The 16,706-nt window shown below is 59.9% G+C and carries 11 protein-coding genes; 6 read left to right on the top strand and 5 right to left on the bottom strand.

Annotated elements, in window-relative coordinates:
* The first annotated feature begins 74 nt into the window (after window positions 1–74).
* Together FJW00_RS08275 and FJW00_RS08270 are read left to right on the top strand one after the other, a co-directional pair.
* Window positions 75–671 carry an NAD(P)H-dependent oxidoreductase gene (locus tag FJW00_RS08275; RefSeq protein WP_058957798.1) on the top strand — a complete coding sequence of 199 codons (597 nt, stop codon included), beginning with the start codon at window positions 75–77 and terminating at the stop codon, window positions 669–671.
* Window positions 668–1,279, top strand: coding sequence for a TetR/AcrR family transcriptional regulator (locus FJW00_RS08270; protein ID WP_140923507.1), 612 nt, complete (start codon window positions 668–670; stop codon window positions 1,277–1,279). Before FJW00_RS08275 ends, FJW00_RS08270 begins: the two co-directional genes overlap by 4 nt.
* 81 nt (window positions 1,280–1,360) lie before the next feature.
* Here FJW00_RS08270 and malG read toward each other — a convergent pair whose 3' ends face one another.
* The 3 genes from malG to malE form a co-directional block, all read right to left on the bottom strand.
* Window positions 1,361–2,251: a maltose ABC transporter permease MalG gene (gene malG / locus FJW00_RS08265; protein ID WP_009093054.1), complete on the bottom strand. Its 891-nt coding sequence runs from the start codon at window positions 2,249–2,251 to the stop codon at window positions 1,361–1,363.
* A 106-nt stretch (window positions 2,252–2,357) separates the two neighbouring features.
* On the bottom strand, window positions 2,358–3,884 hold the full coding sequence (gene malF, locus FJW00_RS08260) for a maltose ABC transporter permease MalF (protein WP_140923504.1): 1,527 nt from the start codon (window positions 3,882–3,884) through the stop codon (window positions 2,358–2,360).
* 56 nt (window positions 3,885–3,940) lie between these two features.
* Entirely contained in the window at window positions 3,941–5,131 is a 1,191-nt protein-coding gene (gene malE, locus FJW00_RS08255; protein WP_009093050.1) for a maltose/maltodextrin ABC transporter substrate-binding protein MalE, read from the bottom strand.
* Window positions 5,132–5,493: 362 nt separating this feature from the next.
* Here malE and malK point away from each other — a divergent pair, with 362 nt between their 5' ends.
* The 3 genes from malK (at window position 5,494) to malM (ending at window position 8,999) form a co-directional block, all read left to right on the top strand.
* Window positions 5,494–6,603 (top strand): maltose/maltodextrin ABC transporter ATP-binding protein MalK, encoded by a 1,110-nt coding sequence (malK, locus tag FJW00_RS08250; RefSeq protein ID WP_009093048.1) that lies wholly within the window; start codon window positions 5,494–5,496, stop codon window positions 6,601–6,603.
* Window positions 6,604–6,645: 42 nt separating this feature from the next.
* Window positions 6,646–7,953: a maltoporin gene (locus tag FJW00_RS08245; RefSeq protein WP_140923502.1), complete on the top strand. Its 1,308-nt coding sequence runs from the start codon at window positions 6,646–6,648 to the stop codon at window positions 7,951–7,953.
* 104 nt (window positions 7,954–8,057) lie between these two features.
* Window positions 8,058–8,999, top strand: coding sequence for a maltose operon protein MalM (gene malM / locus FJW00_RS08240; RefSeq protein WP_140923500.1), 942 nt, complete (start codon window positions 8,058–8,060; stop codon window positions 8,997–8,999).
* A 218-nt stretch (window positions 9,000–9,217) separates the two neighbouring features.
* Here the strand turns inward: malM and malQ are convergent, their stop codons facing one another.
* Window positions 9,218–11,287: a 4-alpha-glucanotransferase gene (gene malQ / locus FJW00_RS08235; RefSeq protein WP_140923498.1), complete on the bottom strand. Its 2,070-nt coding sequence runs from the start codon at window positions 11,285–11,287 to the stop codon at window positions 9,218–9,220.
* Window positions 11,288–11,295: 8 nt separating this feature from the next.
* Window positions 11,296–13,701, bottom strand: a complete 2,406-nt coding sequence (gene malP / locus FJW00_RS08230; RefSeq protein ID WP_140923496.1) for a maltodextrin phosphorylase — start codon at window positions 13,699–13,701, stop codon at window positions 11,296–11,298.
* 283 nt (window positions 13,702–13,984) lie between these two features.
* On the opposite strand from malP, the gene malT reads away from it, so the two are divergent.
* Window positions 13,985–16,687 carry an HTH-type transcriptional regulator MalT gene (gene malT, locus FJW00_RS08225; RefSeq protein WP_140923494.1) on the top strand — a complete coding sequence of 901 codons (2,703 nt, stop codon included), beginning with the start codon at window positions 13,985–13,987 and terminating at the stop codon, window positions 16,685–16,687.
* Window positions 16,688–16,706 lie beyond the last annotated feature (19 nt).

Here is a 16,706-nt window from a genome sequence, read left to right as displayed (position 1 = left end):
CGTTACCGCTTGCTAACCTACTAACCGTAACCTACCTTTAGTAACTTAATAGCTAATCAGGTAAGGTGACGACGATGCATGCACTCATAGTAACTGCCCATCCCAATCATGATGCTCACACCCATCGCATTGCGGACCAGCTTGCGCAGGGGGTTCTGGCGTCAGGCCACCATACGGTTGAACAGGCCGATCTCGCCGCTGAGGGGTTCGACCCGCGTTTTACGCTCAGCGATCACCAACGTTTCAATGGTGAGGCTGCAACTCCGCCGGATGTGCTGGCCGAGCAGCAGCGGCTGGATCGTGCTGATGCGCTGGTGCTGGTCTACCCGATTTACTGGTGGTCATTTCCGGCGCAGCTCAAGGGCTGGATCGATCGGGTCTTTATTGCAGGCTGGGCCTTCGACGAGCAGGATGACCGGATAGTGAAGCGCCTCGGACATCTTCCCGTGCATCTGATCGCGCTGGGTGCAGCCGATACGCGAACTTTCATGCGCCGCGGCTATTTCGGCAGCATGCGGAATCTGATCGATCATGGCATCTTTGATTATTGTGGCGCGCCGGTGGTTACCAGCGAGTTGCTACTGACCAGCGACGAGGGATTTCCTGAGTCACACTATCAGCGGGCGCAGCAATGGGGGCAACGGATTTTTGCCCGAGAGGAAAGCGCATGACCGCGAAAAAGCCTTCCCCTAAACGTCTGTCACGCGAGGCGCGTCGCCGACAGCTGTCAGAAGTCGCCTGGCAGATCATGCAGGCCGAGGGCAGCGAGGCGCTGACGCTGGCCCGGGTGGGTGAGGCAGCGGGCGTCAGTAAGCCCGTCGTTTACGATCACTTCACGACCCGTCATGGTCTGCTGGCGGCATTGTATGACGATTTCGACCGCCGCCAGACCGATCGGATGGAAGCGGCCATGGAGGCTGCGCCGATGCAGATGCAGCAAAAAGCGGCCGTGCTCGCGGCCTGTTACGTGGATTGTGTGATGACGGAAGGACGTGAAATTCCTGAACTGCTGTCCGCGCTCAGCACCACGCCTGAACTCGCTGCGGTAAAACGTCACTATCAGCTCGACTTTATTGCCCGCTGTCAGCGCTGGTTTGCTCCGTTTACGGGCAGCAGCGGAATGGCCGAAGCAGGCATGTGGGGCTTGCTGGGGGGCGCGGATGCTATCGCAGGCGCGGTGGCACGGGGCGATATCGATAAACAGGCAGGCGAGCAGGCGATCACCGCGCTTGTCGTGGCGCTGGTGGCAGGCAGTCGTACACCGGCAGAGGAAGCGTAAAAAAAGGCGGCCCGCAGGCCGCCGAATCCTTCAACCACAACAGAGGTTGTGTAAGCAGTGGCAACGTACAATGATGATCGTTTAGCCTTTCACCCCGCCCGCGGTTAAGCCGCTGACCAGCCAGCGCTGGGCCAGCAGGAAGACCAGGGTAATCGGAATCGCAGAGAGCACTGCGGCGGCGGCAAAGTCGCCCCACAGATAGTTCTGCGGATTGAGATACTGCTGCATCCCGACCGCAAGGGTGTAGCTGTTAACATCGCGCAGCAGCAGCGAGGCGACCGGCACCTCTGTCACCGCCGCGATAAAGGCAAGAATAAACACCACCGCCAGAATCGGCACCGACAGCGGCAGCAGCACCAGCCGGAACGCCTGCCACGGGGTGGCACCATCCAGCGCCGCCGCCTCTTCCAGCGAGCCGTCGATGGTTTCGAAATAGCCTTTTATCGTCCAGACATGCAGCGCAATGCCGCCAAGATAGGCGAAGATCACGCCGCCATGGGTATTCAGCCCGATGAACGGGAGATACTGGCCGAGACGATCAAACAGCGCATAGAGCGCCACCAGCGACAGCACCGCCGGGAACATCTGGAAAATCAGCATCCCCTTCAGCAGGCTGGCACGGCCGGTAAAGCGCATGCGGGCAAACGCATAGGCGCAGGTGGTGGAGAGCGCCACGATGCCCAGCGCACTGATGGCCGCGATCTTAACCGAGTTCCATAACCAGAGCAGCACCGGGAAGGGCGGCGGTGTGACCCGTCCATCCGCATGTTCCACGCTGAAACCCAGCGCCAGACGCCAGTGCTCCCATGAGATCTGCTCCGGGATGAGGCTGCCGGTGGCGAAATTACCGGCGCGCAGCGAAATCGCCACCACCATCAGCAGCGGAAAGAGAATCGCCGCGATAAATAACAGCAGCAGCAGATGCGTGGTCAGCAGACGCAGCCGTTGCGATTTGGGTTGTACCATAGCCATAACAGCTCCTTAAACCTGGTCCATCAGGCAATTTGATTTGTCAGTCTGAACCCGGACCGTGCTTACCATCCTCACGGTCCGGGTCTGCGCCTGTCGGGCCAGACGCTTAGTCGAATTTCATCCGCGAGGCTTTCAGGTTGATCACCGCCAGCGCACCCACCAGCAGGAAGATCAGGGTGGCAATCGCCGCCGCCAGACCAAAGTCCTGCCCGCCGCCGCCTTCAAAGGCGATACGCCAGGTGTAGTTCACCAGCAGATCCGTATACCCGGCTGGCGTGGTGGTACCGAGACGATCGGGCCCGCCGTTGGTCAGTAACTGCACCAGCACAAAGTTATTAAAGTTGAAGGCAAAGCTGGCAATCATCAGCGGCATCAGCGGTTTCAGCAGCAGCGGCAGGGTAATCAGGAAAAAGTTCTGCAATGGGCCAGCGCCATCCATCGCCGAGGCTTCATAGAGATCGTCCGGAATCGCCTTCAGCAGCCCCATGCAGAGGATCATCATGTAGGGGTAGCCCAGCCAGGTATTCACAATGATCAGCATGGTGCGCGCCAGCGTCGGATCGCTGAACCAGGCGGGTTTCACACCAAACAGCGCGCTGAGCATCACGTTGATCTCACCGAAGCTCTGGTTAAACAGCCCCTTGAAAATCAGAATCGAGATAAACGCGGGCACGGCATAGGGCAGGATCAGCATCACCCGGTAAACGGCTTTGCCGCGCAGCGCCTCCCACTGCACCAGACAGGCGAGCACCATGCCGACGGCGACGGTGAGCACCACGGTGATCAGCGAGAAGAAGAGCGTCCAGCCAAAAATCGCCAGGAACGGTTTCTGAATCCCTTCGTCGGTAAAGACCCGCAGGAAGTTTTTCCAGCCGGTATTCACGGTGAAGCCGGGGCTCAGCGTTTCGTTGTCCCATTTGTTCGCGGCGTTGACGGCCTGATAAAAACCGGTCTGCGGATTGGCGCGGTAGTGCACGCCACTCTGCTGATTGATTAGCTCATCCGGCGCGCCCACCCGGTAGAGCGGCTGAGTTCCGGAGAACTGGCGCAGCGAACTCATCCGCAGCTGACGGCCATCCGGCAGCTCAGCATGGATCTGGCTCAGCGCCTGGCGATGGGTGGTGATGACCCTCAGGGTCGCCCGCTCACCCGCTGGTGGCGTCGCGGGGGCCATTTTCAGCGTCTGTTCAGCGCCAAACTGAAACGGCGGCGAGACAAAGTCTGCTTTGCCATCGTTCAGCACCAGCTGCCAGCGGTCGCCAGCCGGGAAGAGTGCGAAACTGACGGCGTCCCCCGACTGGAAGGTGCGGCTCAGCAGTACCTGTTGCGCGCGCTCAAAGGTCAGCTGATTGGTGCTGCTGTAGTTGGTGAACGCAATGGCCACGGTGCAGGCGAGGGGGAACAGGACAAACAGCGCCATCCCGGCCACGCCGGGATAGACATAACGCCACGCATAGGCGCGACGGTTGGCGTAAATCCACAGCCCGGTCGCACTGAGGATCAGCGTCAGCAGCGCAAACAGATATTCGCCCTGCGCGTACATCAGCACCAGCAGATAGCCGACCAGCAGACAGCCCATTCCGATGAGAACGCCCTTTAACAGCAGACTGTGCGTTTTCGGTTTTCCTGACATGATGCGGTTTTCCTTAACGGTCACTCAGGCCGGGTTGCCCCGGCGGCAGGGAAAAATTATTTCTTCAGACGCGCCTGGGCATCTTTCAGTGCGGCGTCAACACTCTGACGACCGCCCAGGGCATTCAGCGTGGCGGTGCGCATCGCGTACCAGAATGCAGCCATCTGCGGGATATTCGGCATGATGTCACCCTGACGGGCGTTGGTCATGGTGGCGGCGATACGGGAATCTTTCTCCAGCGTCTGCTGGAACGATTTCAGCGCCACCGCGCCCAGCGGCTTATCTTTATTGACCGCATCCAGGCCGGCATCGGTCAGCAGGTAGTTCTCCAGAAACTCTTTCGCAAGCTCTTTATTCGGACTGGCGGCGTTGATCCCGGCACTCAGCACACCAACAAACGCCTTAGAGGGTTTACCGTTCAGCGTTGGCAGCGTGGTCACGCCATAATCGATCCCGCTCTTGTCGATGTTGCTCCATGCCCAGGGGCCGTTGATCGTCATCGCGGTTTCCCCTTTGTTAAAGGCCGCCTCGGCAATCGAATAATCGGTATCCGCATTCAGGGTTTTAGCTTTGACCTGATCGACCAGGAACTGCATCCCGGCTTTCGCGCCCGCGTTATCCACGCCGACATCTTTCACGTCATAGCGCCCGTCGGTCAGCTTAAAGGCGTAGGCTCCGCCAGCGGCCAGCAGTGGCCAGGTGAAGTAGGGTTCCTGCAGGTTGAACATAATGGCGCTTTTGCCCTTAGCGCGCAGTTGCTTATCGAGACCGGCCATCTCTTCCCAGGTTTTTGGCGGATTGGGCAGCAGCTTTTTGTTGTAGATCAGCGAGAGTGACTCCACCGAGATCGGGTAGCCAATCAGCTTGCCGTCAAAGCGAACCGCATCCCAGGTGAAGGGGAAAATCTTCTGCTGGAAGCTGGCGTCCGGGCTGATTTCCGCCAGCAGGCCCGACTGCGCATAGCCGCCAAACCGATCGTGCGCCCAGAAGATAATGTCGGGACCATCGCCCGTCGCCGCTACCTGCGGATACTTCTCTTCCATTTTGTCAGGATGTTCAACGGTGACTTTGATGCCGGTCTCCTGCTCGAATTTCTTACCCACTTCAGCAAGACCGTTATAGCCCTTGTCACCGTTGATCCAGATGACCAGTTTACCTTCCTCAATCTTTGCCATCGCGCTGGCCGAAAAGAGCACGGCAGAGAGGGCCGAGAGGGCCAGAATTCTTGCTCCGGTTTTCATCGTCATAAATTCATCCTGTTAGCGGAAGTGGTGAAGACTCTGTCGGCATCATTGTGCGTATCCACACCGGCATCTCATCCTCCTCTGCTCTACGCCCCGCCGCCCATCACTGTGATCGCGCTGGCAAAAAGCGTCCGGAGCGGGAGATGGCGCGGCAAAAAATCGTGCAGGTCTGCGTGAACGATCACAAAAAACCGCGGCGGCGCGCTGGCTGCCTCGTCTGCCACGGTTTCTCCTCCTCCCGTCTCCTCCCCCAGTGGATTGCGCTGCGGTGGAGGATGTGACCGCCGGTTTCCTCTCGCATAGTGAGCCCCGGAACCCGTCTGCCGCTGAGCAGACACGAATGTGCAGCTAAGAGGGAAGGGATCATGGCGAGCGTTGTGCTACGCAATGTCACAAAAGCCTGGGGCGAAACGGTGGTGTCGAAAGAGATCGATCTCACCATTCGTGAAGGGGAATTTGTTGTTTTCGTCGGCCCGTCGGGCTGTGGCAAATCGACGCTGCTGCGCATGATTGCCGGACTGGAAACCATCACCAGCGGCGAGCTGCTCATTGGCGACCGGCGCATGAATGAGGTGCCGCCTGCCGAGCGCGGCATCGGCATGGTGTTTCAGTCTTATGCGCTCTATCCGCACCTGTCCGTAGCGGAAAACATGTCTTTTGGCCTGAAACTGGCCGGGGTAAAAAAGGCCGAAATCCATCAGCGGGTCAATCAGGTGGCCGAAATTCTGCAGCTGGCGCACCTGCTCGATCGCCGGCCAAAAGCCCTCTCAGGGGGGCAGCGTCAGCGCGTCGCCATCGGCCGCACGCTGGTGGCGGAACCGCGCGTCTTCCTGCTGGATGAACCGCTGTCCAACCTTGACGCAGCCCTGCGCGTTCAGATGCGCATTGAGATCTCTCGTCTGCATAAGCGCCTGAAGCGCACCATGATTTACGTGACCCACGATCAGATTGAAGCGATGACGCTGGCTGACAAAATTGTGGTGCTCGATGCCGGGCGCATCGCGCAGGTCGGCAAGCCGCTGGAGCTCTATCACTATCCCGCCAACCGCTTTGTCGCCGGATTTATCGGCTCACCCAAAATGAATTTCCTGCCGGTCAAAGTGACCGCCACCGCCCTCGATCAGGTTCAGGTCCGTCTGCCGAATCAGCAGCTGGTCTGGCTGCCGGTTGACAGCGCCGGCGTACTGGTCGGCAGCAATATGTCACTGGGCATTCGCCCGGAACATCTGCTCTCCAGCGATATCGCCGACGTCACCCTTGAAGGGGAAGTGCAGGTGGTGGAACAGCTGGGGCATGAAACACAGATCCACATCGAGATTCCCGCAATCCGTCAGAACCTGGTCTACCGCCAGGAGGACGTCGTGCTGGTAAAAGAGGGCGCGATCCTGGCGATTGGCCTGCCGCCCGAGCGTTGTCACCTGTTCCGCGAGGACGGGAGCGCATGCCGCAGGCTGTACCAGGAGCCGGGTGTGTAGCCCTGCCAAAACAATAAAAGCCATGACCTCAGGAGATAGAAAATGTTAACTCTGCGCAAACTTCCCCTTGCCGTTGCCGTTGCCGTCGCGGTGGGCACGCTCTCCGCCCCGACGATGGCGGTCGATTTCACCGGCTATGCCCGATCCGGCATCGGCTGGACAGGCAGCGGTGGTGAACAGCAATGTTTTCAGGCCACCGGTGCTCAAAGTAAATACCGTCTGGGTAACGAATGTGAAACCTACGCCGAACTGAAGTTAGGCCAGGAAGTGTGGAAAGAGGGCGACAAAAGCTTCTATTTCGACACCAACGTGGCTTACTCCGTAGCGCAGCAGAACGACTGGGAAGCCACCTCACCGGCATTCCGTGAAGCCAATGTGAAAGGAAAAAACCTGATCGATGCGCTGCCAGGATCGACCCTCTGGGCCGGTAAGCGTTTCTATCAGCGTCATGACGTTCATATGATCGACTTCTACTACTGGGATATCTCCGGACCGGGTGCCGGTCTGGAAGATGTCGATCTCGGCTTCGGTAAGCTCTCCTTCGCGGCAACCCGCTCCTCGGAAGCGGGCGGTTCTTACACCTTCTCCAGCGATCGTATCCGTGACTTCGCCACCAGCACCGCGAATGACGTGTTTGATGTGCGCCTGGCGGGTCTGGAAACCAACCCGGATGGCGTGCTGGAGCTGGGGGTCGATTACGGTCGTGCCAATGCCCGTGACGACTACCGTCTGGAAGATGGCGCCTCAAAAGATGGCTGGATGTTCACCGCCGAACATACCCAGAGCATGTTCAAGGGCTACAACAAATTTGTACTGCAGTACGCCACCGACGCGATGACCTCGCAGGGCAAAGGGGTGCCGCAGGGCACCAGTCTCAATAACAACGGTGACATGTACCGCATCCTCGACCACGGGGCCATCTCGCTGGCAGAGCGCTGGGATCTGATGTATGTCGCCATGTATCAGAACATCGATCTGGATAACGACCGTGGCACCGAGTGGTACACCGTCGGCGTACGTCCGATGTACAAATGGACGCCGATCATGAGTACGTTGCTGGAACTGGGCTATGACAATGTGAAGTCACAGCAGGCCAGCGAGCGCAACGGCCAGTACAAAGTGACGCTGGCACAGCAGTGGCAGGCGGGTGACAGCATCTGGTCACGTCCGGCGCTGCGTCTGTTCGCTACCTATGCCAAATGGGATGAGAAGTGGGGCTACAACAAAGACAGCGCCGGCGATCTCACCACCTTCGCCTCGGCTGACTCAACCGGCAACGGCATCCTGACCAACAGCCGCGGTAATAACGACGAATTTACCTTCGGCGCGCAGATGGAAATCTGGTGGTAAACCCGCACCGTTTCTGACGGGCGTGCCTGCACGCCTGATGAATCTCTCTGGTCGCGGTGTGCCATTGCCTGGTGCATGCCGCGACCTGTAATAAGGTACGCATAATGAAAATGAAAAAGACGCTGACCGCACTCTGCCTGAGTGCAACATTACTGGCCGGACAGAGCCTGCCCGCCCTGGCGGACGTCAACCTGGTGCCGCAGGATCTCACCTCCGCCCCGGTTGTCCCTGCTGAAACCCTGCAACACCTGAGCTGGCAGCCGCTGGCCGCCTCACAGACCCAGACGACAAAACTCGCCAGCAGCGGGCAGACGCTCAACGCGCCGCACATTGCCGGACCGGTGGCGGCCTACAGCCTGCCAGCGAATATCGGCGAACTGACGCTGACGCTGAGCAGTGAAGTGGCCAACGGGCAGGTTTTTGCGCCTAACGTGCTGGTACTGGATGAAACTCTGCGGCCCGCCGCCTGGTTCCCGAGCCGCTACTTTACCTACCAGAAGCCGGGCGTGATGGCGGCAGACCGGCTGGAAGGGGTGATGAAACTGACCCCGGCGCTGGGCCAGCAAAAAATTTACCTGCTGGTGTTCACCACCGACAGCGATCTGACCCAGACCACCACCCTGCTCGATCCGGCTAAAGCCTACGCGCAGGGCACCGGCCATGCTGTGCCGGACATCCCCGACCCTATCGCCAGCCACAGCCGGGAGGGCACCCTCAAACTGAAAATGCAGACCAGTTCCGGCTCCTCCATTCTGGTCGGGCCGCTGTTTGGATCGTCCGGTCCCGGCCCGGTCACCGTCGGTAACACCGCGCCTGCGCCCGCTTATCGTTCAACCCCTGCCGCCACGGCCGCGCCTTTGCCAGCGACGAAAACAGCGGCAGAACCGATCATGAGTGACACTGAGCGCTACTTTAATCAGCAGATCACCCAGGCGATTAACAGCGGCAATATCGACAAAGCGCTGAAGCTGCTGAATGAAGCTGAACGGCTGGGTTCCATCTCCGCCCGGCAAACCTTTATCCGTGGTGTTAAAGGCAAGGGGTGAAACTGCCCCGACACCAGGGATGTTGTCCCATCTGGTGCGCTCCGGCGCACCTTTTTTTGAATTGAAATAATGTTGAATGAGGGGAGATATGACCTGTGAGCGGACTCACTAATAGAAATGTCAGGAGAAAGAGCCGTTGTCTGCCATTAAGGTTAAAGCGTTATTCATGCAATACAGCGCGGCCATCCCTGATCCGCGCTGATTTCATCTCCCCTGATTCATGCTGACCGCTTCCGTCGCGCCGTCAGATCCCGCAACAGTGCACGGATTTCCGCATCACTGAACAGCGCCTCCAGCGTGACGCTCAGCTTGCGTCGCCAGTTCGGGTATTCATCGCTGGTGCCGGGGATATTGACCGGCGTAGCCATATCCAGCCAGTCCTCCGGTTGCAGACCCAGCAGGGCGCTGTGACTGTCCGCCAGATAGCGCTGCATCGCCCGGTTCAGCGCCTTGCTCATCCCGGTACGTCCGGCAGACCGTCCAGCCCGTTTCGGCAGGGCGCCCACCTGATGCAGGCTGTTGAGCAGCGCCTGCTTTGCCCGCAGCCGATCCTGATACAGCCCGGCCAGCACCACCTTGTCCGGGTAGAGGCCCAGCCGGGCACCCGTGGTCAGATCGTCGCTTTGCCACCAGCCGCGCAGCGTCGGGAGATCGTGGGTGGTCGCGACGGCCATCGCCTGCCGCGGCCAGGCGGCGGGTGGACGGAATCCCGACGGGGAGGTCTGTTCAAACCAGAGCACTTTATAGGAGTAAACACCGCCATCCCGCAGCTTATCGACAATCGCCTCCGGCACCGTGCCGAGATCTTCCCCAATCACCATGCAGCGATGCCGCTGGCTCTCCAGCGCCAGAATCGCCAGCAGATCGTCGATGGGATAGTGAACATAGGCTCCGTGCATCGCCGGTTCCCCGGCCGGTATCCACCAGAGTCGCATCAGCGCCATCACATGATCGATGCGCAGTGCGCCACAGTGGCGCATATTCGCGCGCAGCAGGGCAATCCACGGCTCCCAGGCGCGCTGCTGCATCACCTGCGGGTCCATCGGCGGCAGTCCCCAGTCCTGACCGCGCGGGCCGAGGATATCGGGCGGGGCACCGATACTGGCCTCCATGCAGTAGAGGTCGCGATCGCTCCACGTCTCGGCTCCTCCTTTGGCCACCCCGACCGCCAGATCGCGGTAGAGGCCGATGGGCATTGCCTGCTGCTGGCAGCCGTGCCAGCACTCCGCAAACTGCTGCGCGGCCAGCCACTGCAGCCAGAGCCAGAAACGCACCTGATCGGCATGCTGCTGCAGAAAGGTCTTCACCGCCGGGCTGGCAGGGTCCTGCAACGCCTCCGGCCATACCGGCCAGCCCCAGCGCTGGCTATCCTGCGCAATCTGATCGGCGTGCAGGGCATCAAACAGCGCCTGATGCTGCAGACTGACGCCACCCTCTTTGATAAAGGCGTGGAATGCCTGCACCTCAGGATCGCTGGCCTCACGCTGGCTGAACTGCGGCCATGCCAGGCTCAGCGCCGTGATTTTCAGGCGGGTGACCGCCGCATAGTCGACCCACTCCGCGGCGCGCGCCTGCGTCAGCGCCTGCTGTGTCTCCGGCTGCTGCCACCAGGCCTGAGCGGCGCTGCTCTGCCGGAAGTCACTGACCGCATTCACATCGATATAGAGGACATTGAGCCAGCGCCGGGAGGAGGGGCTGTAGGGACTGGCACTCTCCGGGCTGGAGGGAAACAGCGCGTGAATGGGATTCAGCCCGATAAACGCGCCGCCGCGTGCCGCGACAGCGGGCAGTATCCGGCGCAGATCGCCAAAGTCGCCAATACCCCAGTTCTCCGCCGAACGTAATGTATAGAGCTGCACACAGGCTCCCCACAGCGATTCCCCCGCCTGCAACGCTGGCGGCTCATAGCAGCGGGGCGGAGCAATGATGATCCGGCACAACCACTGCCGGGCACCCTGCTGCAGCGTCAGCTGATGGTAGCCCTCCGCCAGCGGCGGCAGATGCAGCGGCTGAGCGGGATGACAGCGACCCGAAGTGACTTCTCCCGCCTCACGGGTGAGTTGCCACTGCGCATCCTGCGTCAGCTGAGGGGACAGGCTCAGCAGATCGCCGCTGCGAAAGATCACCACCGGCGGCAGCGGCGTGCTCTGCTGACGCGGTGGCTGCATCACCGCCAGCAGACGCTGGCGGGTCAGGGCCGGGATCGCCTGCGGTCTGCCGTGGGCGTTAATATATTCCGCAGCGATACCCGCCACGGAAAAATCATCCTTAACCGGATTCGTTTTCATGGCGTTCCTCAGCGTTTCGCTTGCCAGATGCGCTGCTGGTAATCGCGGATAGCGCGGTCGGCGCTGAACATCCCGCAGCGCGCGGTATTCAGGATAGTGGCACGGGTCCAGGCGTCCTGATCGCTCCAGAGCGCTTCCACCTGCGCCTGGGCCTCCAGATAGGGCTGGAAGTCGGCCAGCACCAGATAGGGGTCACCACCCTCCGGGCCAAGACTGTGCAGCATCGCGTCAAAGGCGTGACGATCGCCCTGGCTGAAGGTGCCATCCTCCAGCGCCTGCAGTACCTGGTTAAGCTGCGGATCTTTTTTACGCCACTGAGCGGGATCATATCCGCCAGCTTTTAAGGCCACGACCTGTTCAACGGTATGCCCAAAGATAAAGATGTTGTCACTGCCAACCTGTTCAGCGATCTCAACGTTTGCGCCGTCAAGGGTGCCGATGGTCAGGGCACCGTTCAGCGCCAGTTTCATGTTACCGGTGCCGGAAGCCTCTTTGCCGGCGGTCGAGATCTGCTCGGAGAGATCGGCGGCCGGGATCAGCCGTTCCGCGACGGAGACGTTGTAGTCGGGGATAAAGACCACCTTCAGACGGTTGCCGATGCGGGGATCGTGATTGATCACCTCAGCCACTTTATTGATGGCATAGATGATGTTCTTCGCCAGGGCGTAACCCGGCGCGGCTTTGGCGCCAAACAGCACCACGCGCGGCACACGATTCGCCTGCGGATCGATCACCAGCGTCTGCCACAGGGCGATGATATGCAGCAGGCTCAGATGCTGGCGTTTGTACTCATGCAGGCGCTTAATCTGCACGTCGAACAGCGCCGTGGGGTCGATCGCAATGCCGGTGCGGTTTTTGACCCAGCCGACCAGCGCCTGCTTGTTCTGCTGCTTGATGGCGTGGTATTCGGCGCGGAACGCGGCGTCATCCGCAAAGGCTTCCAGCCCCTGCAGCGCATCGAGATCGTTCAGCCAGGGCGTGTTGAGGGTTCGGGTGATCAGGGCACTCAGCGCCGGGTTGCACTGATTGATCCAGCGACGCGGGGTAATACCGTTGGTCACGTTGTGAAATTTCTCCGGCCAGAGCTGGTGATACTCCGGGAAGAGATCCTGCACCACCAGTTTCGAATGCAGCGCGGCCACCCCGTTTACCGCAAAACCACTGGTGACGCAGAGGTTCGCCATCCGCAGCTGATTATTGTGAACCAGCGCCAGCTTCGCCCATTTCGCCTCATCCTCCGGCCAGCGTGCTGAGACCACGGCTTTCAGCCGGGCGTTGAGCGTGTTAATGATCATCATATGGCGCGGCAGCAGGCTGCGCACCAGCCGGACATCCCAGCACTCCAGCGCTTCCGGCATCAGCGTGTGGTTGGTGTAGGCAAAGGTGTGGCGGGTAATCTGCCAGGCCTGATCCCAGCTCAGCTGGTGCTCATCCAGCAGCAGACGCATCAGCTCCGGGATCGCCAGCGTAGGGTGGGTATCATTCAGCTGAATAACTTCATGATCGGGCAGGGTTTCAATCGACCGTCCGGCCTGATGATGGCGGCGCAGAATGTCCGCCAGCGCACAGGCGCACTGAAAATATTGCTGCATCAGACGCAGTTTTTTACCGTTCTGATGATTGTCATTGGGATAGAGCACCTTCGTCAGTTTTTCAGCGTCGATGCCCTGCTGCTCTGCGCGCAGAAAGTCGCCGTCGTTGAAGCGATTGAGGTTAAACGGCTCAGCGTGTTTCGCCTGCCACAAACGCAGCGGCTGGGTGATGCCATTCCGGTAGCCAACGACCGGTAAATCCCAGGCCTCACCCACCAGTTCAAACGCCGGTTGCCACTGAGGCTGCCCCTCTGTGGTGACCACTTTGCCGCCGAGTCCGACCCGAACGTTAAGCGCCGCATTATGATTGAACCAGGGGTAACGATCGCGCTGCCACTCATCCGGCGTTTCGTGCTGCGCCCCCTGTTCGAAGCGCTGGCGGAACAGGCCATATTGATAGTTGAGTCCATAGCCGGTTGCAGGCTGGCCCACACTGGCCATAGAGTCGAGAAAACAGGCGGCCAGCCGACCCAGTCCGCCGTTACCCAGCGCCGGATCGGTCTCATTTTCCAGCACGTCAGTCAGCGAAATATGCCACGCAGAGAGCGCGTCATTGACCGCGTCATACCAGCCCAGATTCAGCAGGTTGTTCCCGGTCAGACGGCCAATCAGAAACTCCATCGACAGATAGTTAACGTGGCGCTGTGTGGCGGGTGCAGGGGCGCCTGGCTGTGCGGCCAGCATATCCGCCAGCGCACCGCTGAGCGCCTGCCACCACTGTGATGGGGTCATCTCCTGCGCTTCGCGCAGGCCAAAACGCTGCCACTGACGGGTCAGGGCGGCATTGAACTGAATCGGGTTAAATTCGGGCTGTGTCGTCATGGTTGATCTCCTGGAAAAACAGAAAAAGGGGTCAATATGGCGACAGTGTGCCCGCGCGAAAGCTGGCGCTCCTCCTCCTGAACAGAATTAGCGCAGGAGGATAGGGAGGGTGGAGAGGATGAGGCTAATCCGAAATCGGTTCAGGAGTGTGATAGCGCACACTTTTGTAAAGTTTAATTAATGGGTTTGCTTGCATTCATCTGACGAAATGCTGAACCTGTGTAAGGAATAATTACGAAGCGTAAAATAATGCTGCGCTCGACAAACGGAGATACGCGCGCCCATGTTAATACCCGCTAAACTCAGCCGCCCGGTGCGTCTTGATGGCACCGTCATCCGTGAGCGCCTGCTGCAAAAGCTCACCGCAGCCGGAAACTATCGTCTGGTGCTGGTCACCAGTCCGGCGGGCTACGGCAAAACCACGCTGGTGTCACAGTGGGCGGCGGGGAAAAGCGATCTGGGCTGGGTCTCTCTGGATGAGGGCGACAACCAGCCGGAGCGTTTTGCCGATTACCTGATTGCGGCCCTGCAGCAGGCCACCCACGGTGGCTGTCCGCGCAGCGAACAGCTGGCGCAGAAACGGCAGTATGTCAATCTTAACGCCCTGTTTTCACAGCTCTTTATCGAGCTGGTGGAGTGGCAGCAGCCGCTGTGGCTGATCGTCGATGATTACCACCTCATCACCAATCCGGTGATCCACGATGCGATGCGTTTTTTCCTGCGTCACCAGCCTGAAAATCTGACGCTGATCCTGATGTCGCGCAATCTGCCCCAGTTGGGTATTGCCAATTTACGGGTGCGCGAGCAACTGATTGAACTGGGCAGTCAGCAGCTGGCGTTTACCCATCAGGAGGCGCGGCAATTCTTCGACTGTCGTCTGGCGGCCCCGCTGGAGAGCGAAGAGAGCAGCCGGTTATGTGACGATGTGGCGGGCTGGGCGACCGCGCTGCAGCTGATTGTGCTGTCGGCGCGGCAGGGAGCCAGTTCGGCTCAGCATTCGGCCCGCCGTCTCTCCGGCATCAATGCCAGCCACCTCTCTGACTATCTGGTGGAGGAGGTCCTGGATCATGTCGATCTCCCCACCCGCCATTTCCTGCTGAAAACCGCGCTGCTGCGCTCCATGAATGATGAACTCATTGCGCGGGTTACCTGCGAAGAGAACGGCCAGATGCGGCTTGAAGAGATCGAGCGTCAGGGGCTGTTCCTGCAGCGCATGGATGATTCCGGCTGCTGGTTCAGTTACCACCCGCTGTTCGGTAATTTCCTGCGGCAGCGCTGTCAGTGGGAGCTGGCGGCGGAGCTGCCCGCGCTGCACCGGGCGGCGGCTGAGAGCTGGATGGCGCAGGGTTTCCCTGGCGAGGCGATTCATCATGCGCTGGCGTCCGGCGACGCCAGCATGCTGCGCGACGTGCTGCTGGAGCACGCCTGGACACTGTTCAATCAGAGTGAGCTGCCGCTGCTGGAGAACTCCCTCAGGGCGCTGCCGTGGGAAATGATGCTGGACAACCCGATGCTGGTGCTGCTGCAGGCCTGGCTGATGCAGACTCAGCATCGCTTTTCCGAGGTGGACAGCCTGCTGGCACGCTTTGAACATGCCAGCCGCTGCGAGATTGACGCGGCGCTGCGCGGCGAATTTAATTCATTACGCGCTCAGGTAGCGATTAACGACGGCAACATTGACGAAGCGGAGCGACTGGCAAAAGTGGCGCTCGACACGCTGCCCGGCAATCGTCACTACAGCCGTATTGTGGCGATGTCGGTGCATGGCGAAGTGATGCATTGCAAAGGCGAGCTGGAGGATTCCCTCAAGCTGATGCGTCAGACCGAGCAGCTGGCGCGCCGCGATGAGGTGTGGCACTACGCCCTCTGGAGCCTGATTCAGCAGAGCGAAATTCTGTTTGCGCAGGGCTTTTTGCAGGCAGCCTACGAAATCCAGAGTCGCGCCTTTGTGCTGGTGGAAGAGCAGCATCTGGCGCAGTTCCCGCTGCATGAGTTTTTGCTGCGCATTCGGGCTCAGTTGCTGTGGGCCTGGGGGCGGCTGGAAGAGGCGGAACAGGCCGCCCGCGACGGCATCAGCGTACTGAACGGTTTTCAGCCGCAGCAGCAGATCCAGTGTCTGGGCCTGCTGGTGCAGTGCTCGCTGGCGCGGGGCAATCTGGATAATGCCCGCAGCTATCTTAACCGGCTGGAAAACCTGCTGAACAACGGCAACTGGCACAGCGACTGGATTGCCAATGCCGATAAGGTCCGGGTGATCTACTGGCAGATGACCGGCGACAGTCAGAACGCACGCGACTGGATGCGCCAGACGCCAAAACCTGCCTTTGCCAACAACCATTTTCTGCAGGGGCAGTGGCGCAACATTGCCCGTGCGCAGATCCTGCTGGGCGATGTCAGCCAGGCGGAAGTAGTGCTGGAAGAGCTGAACGAGAATGCCCGCGCCCTGCGCCTGATGAGCGATCTGAACCGCAACCTGCTGCTGCTGAATCAGATCTACTGGCAGACTGGACGCAAAGCGGAGGCGCAGCGTGTGCTGATCGAGGCGCTGAAGCTGGCGCGCAGTACCGGTTTTATCAGTCACTTTGTGATTGAAGGCGAGATGATGGCACAACAGCTGCGGCAGTTGATTCAGCTGAATACCCTGAATGAGCTGGACAGCCATCGCGCCCGCCGCATCCTGCTGGAGATCAATAAATATCACCGTCACAAGTTTGCCCATTTCGATGAGGGGTTTGTCAGCCGGTTGCTCAACCATCCTGACGTGCCGGAGCTGATCCGCACCAGCCCGCTGACACAGCGTGAATGGCAGGTGCTGGGGCTTATCTATTCGGGCTACAGCAACGATCAGATTGCCGGGGAGCTGGCTGTGGCCTCCACCACCATCAAGACCCATATCCGCAATCTCTATCAGAAGCTGGGCGTTTCTCACCGCAGTGAAGCGATGAACCAGGTGCAGTCGCTGCTGAAAATGATGGGCTATGTCTGACGTCTGGCGCGATGTCCGT

The sequence above is a fragment of the Pantoea anthophila genome (genome assembly GCF_006494375.1).
Taxonomy (GTDB): Bacteria; Pseudomonadota; Gammaproteobacteria; order Enterobacterales; family Enterobacteriaceae; genus Pantoea; species Pantoea anthophila.
Note: the sequence above shows the minus strand (reverse complement) of the source record. Positions and strands in the feature narration are given on the sequence as shown.

Coding starts and splice junctions, on each gene's coding strand:
- FJW00_RS08275 (WP_058957798.1), top strand. CDS start 75: ATGCATGCACTCATAGTAACTGCCCATCCCAATCATGATGCTCACACC.
- FJW00_RS08270 (WP_140923507.1), top strand. CDS start 668: ATGACCGCGAAAAAGCCTTCCCCTAAACGTCTGTCACGCGAGGCGCGT.
- malG (WP_009093054.1), bottom strand. CDS start 2,251: ATGGCTATGGTACAACCCAAATCGCAACGGCTGCGTCTGCTGACCACG.
- malF (WP_140923504.1), bottom strand. CDS start 3,884: ATGTCAGGAAAACCGAAAACGCACAGTCTGCTGTTAAAGGGCGTTCTC.
- malE (WP_009093050.1), bottom strand. CDS start 5,131: ATGACGATGAAAACCGGAGCAAGAATTCTGGCCCTCTCGGCCCTCTCT.
- malK (WP_009093048.1), top strand. CDS start 5,494: ATGGCGAGCGTTGTGCTACGCAATGTCACAAAAGCCTGGGGCGAAACG.
- FJW00_RS08245 (WP_140923502.1), top strand. CDS start 6,646: ATGTTAACTCTGCGCAAACTTCCCCTTGCCGTTGCCGTTGCCGTCGCG.
- malM (WP_140923500.1), top strand. CDS start 8,058: ATGAAAATGAAAAAGACGCTGACCGCACTCTGCCTGAGTGCAACATTA.
- malQ (WP_140923498.1), bottom strand. CDS start 11,287: ATGAAAACGAATCCGGTTAAGGATGATTTTTCCGTGGCGGGTATCGCT.
- malP (WP_140923496.1), bottom strand. CDS start 13,701: ATGACGACACAGCCCGAATTTAACCCGATTCAGTTCAATGCCGCCCTG.
- malT (WP_140923494.1), top strand. CDS start 13,985: ATGTTAATACCCGCTAAACTCAGCCGCCCGGTGCGTCTTGATGGCACC.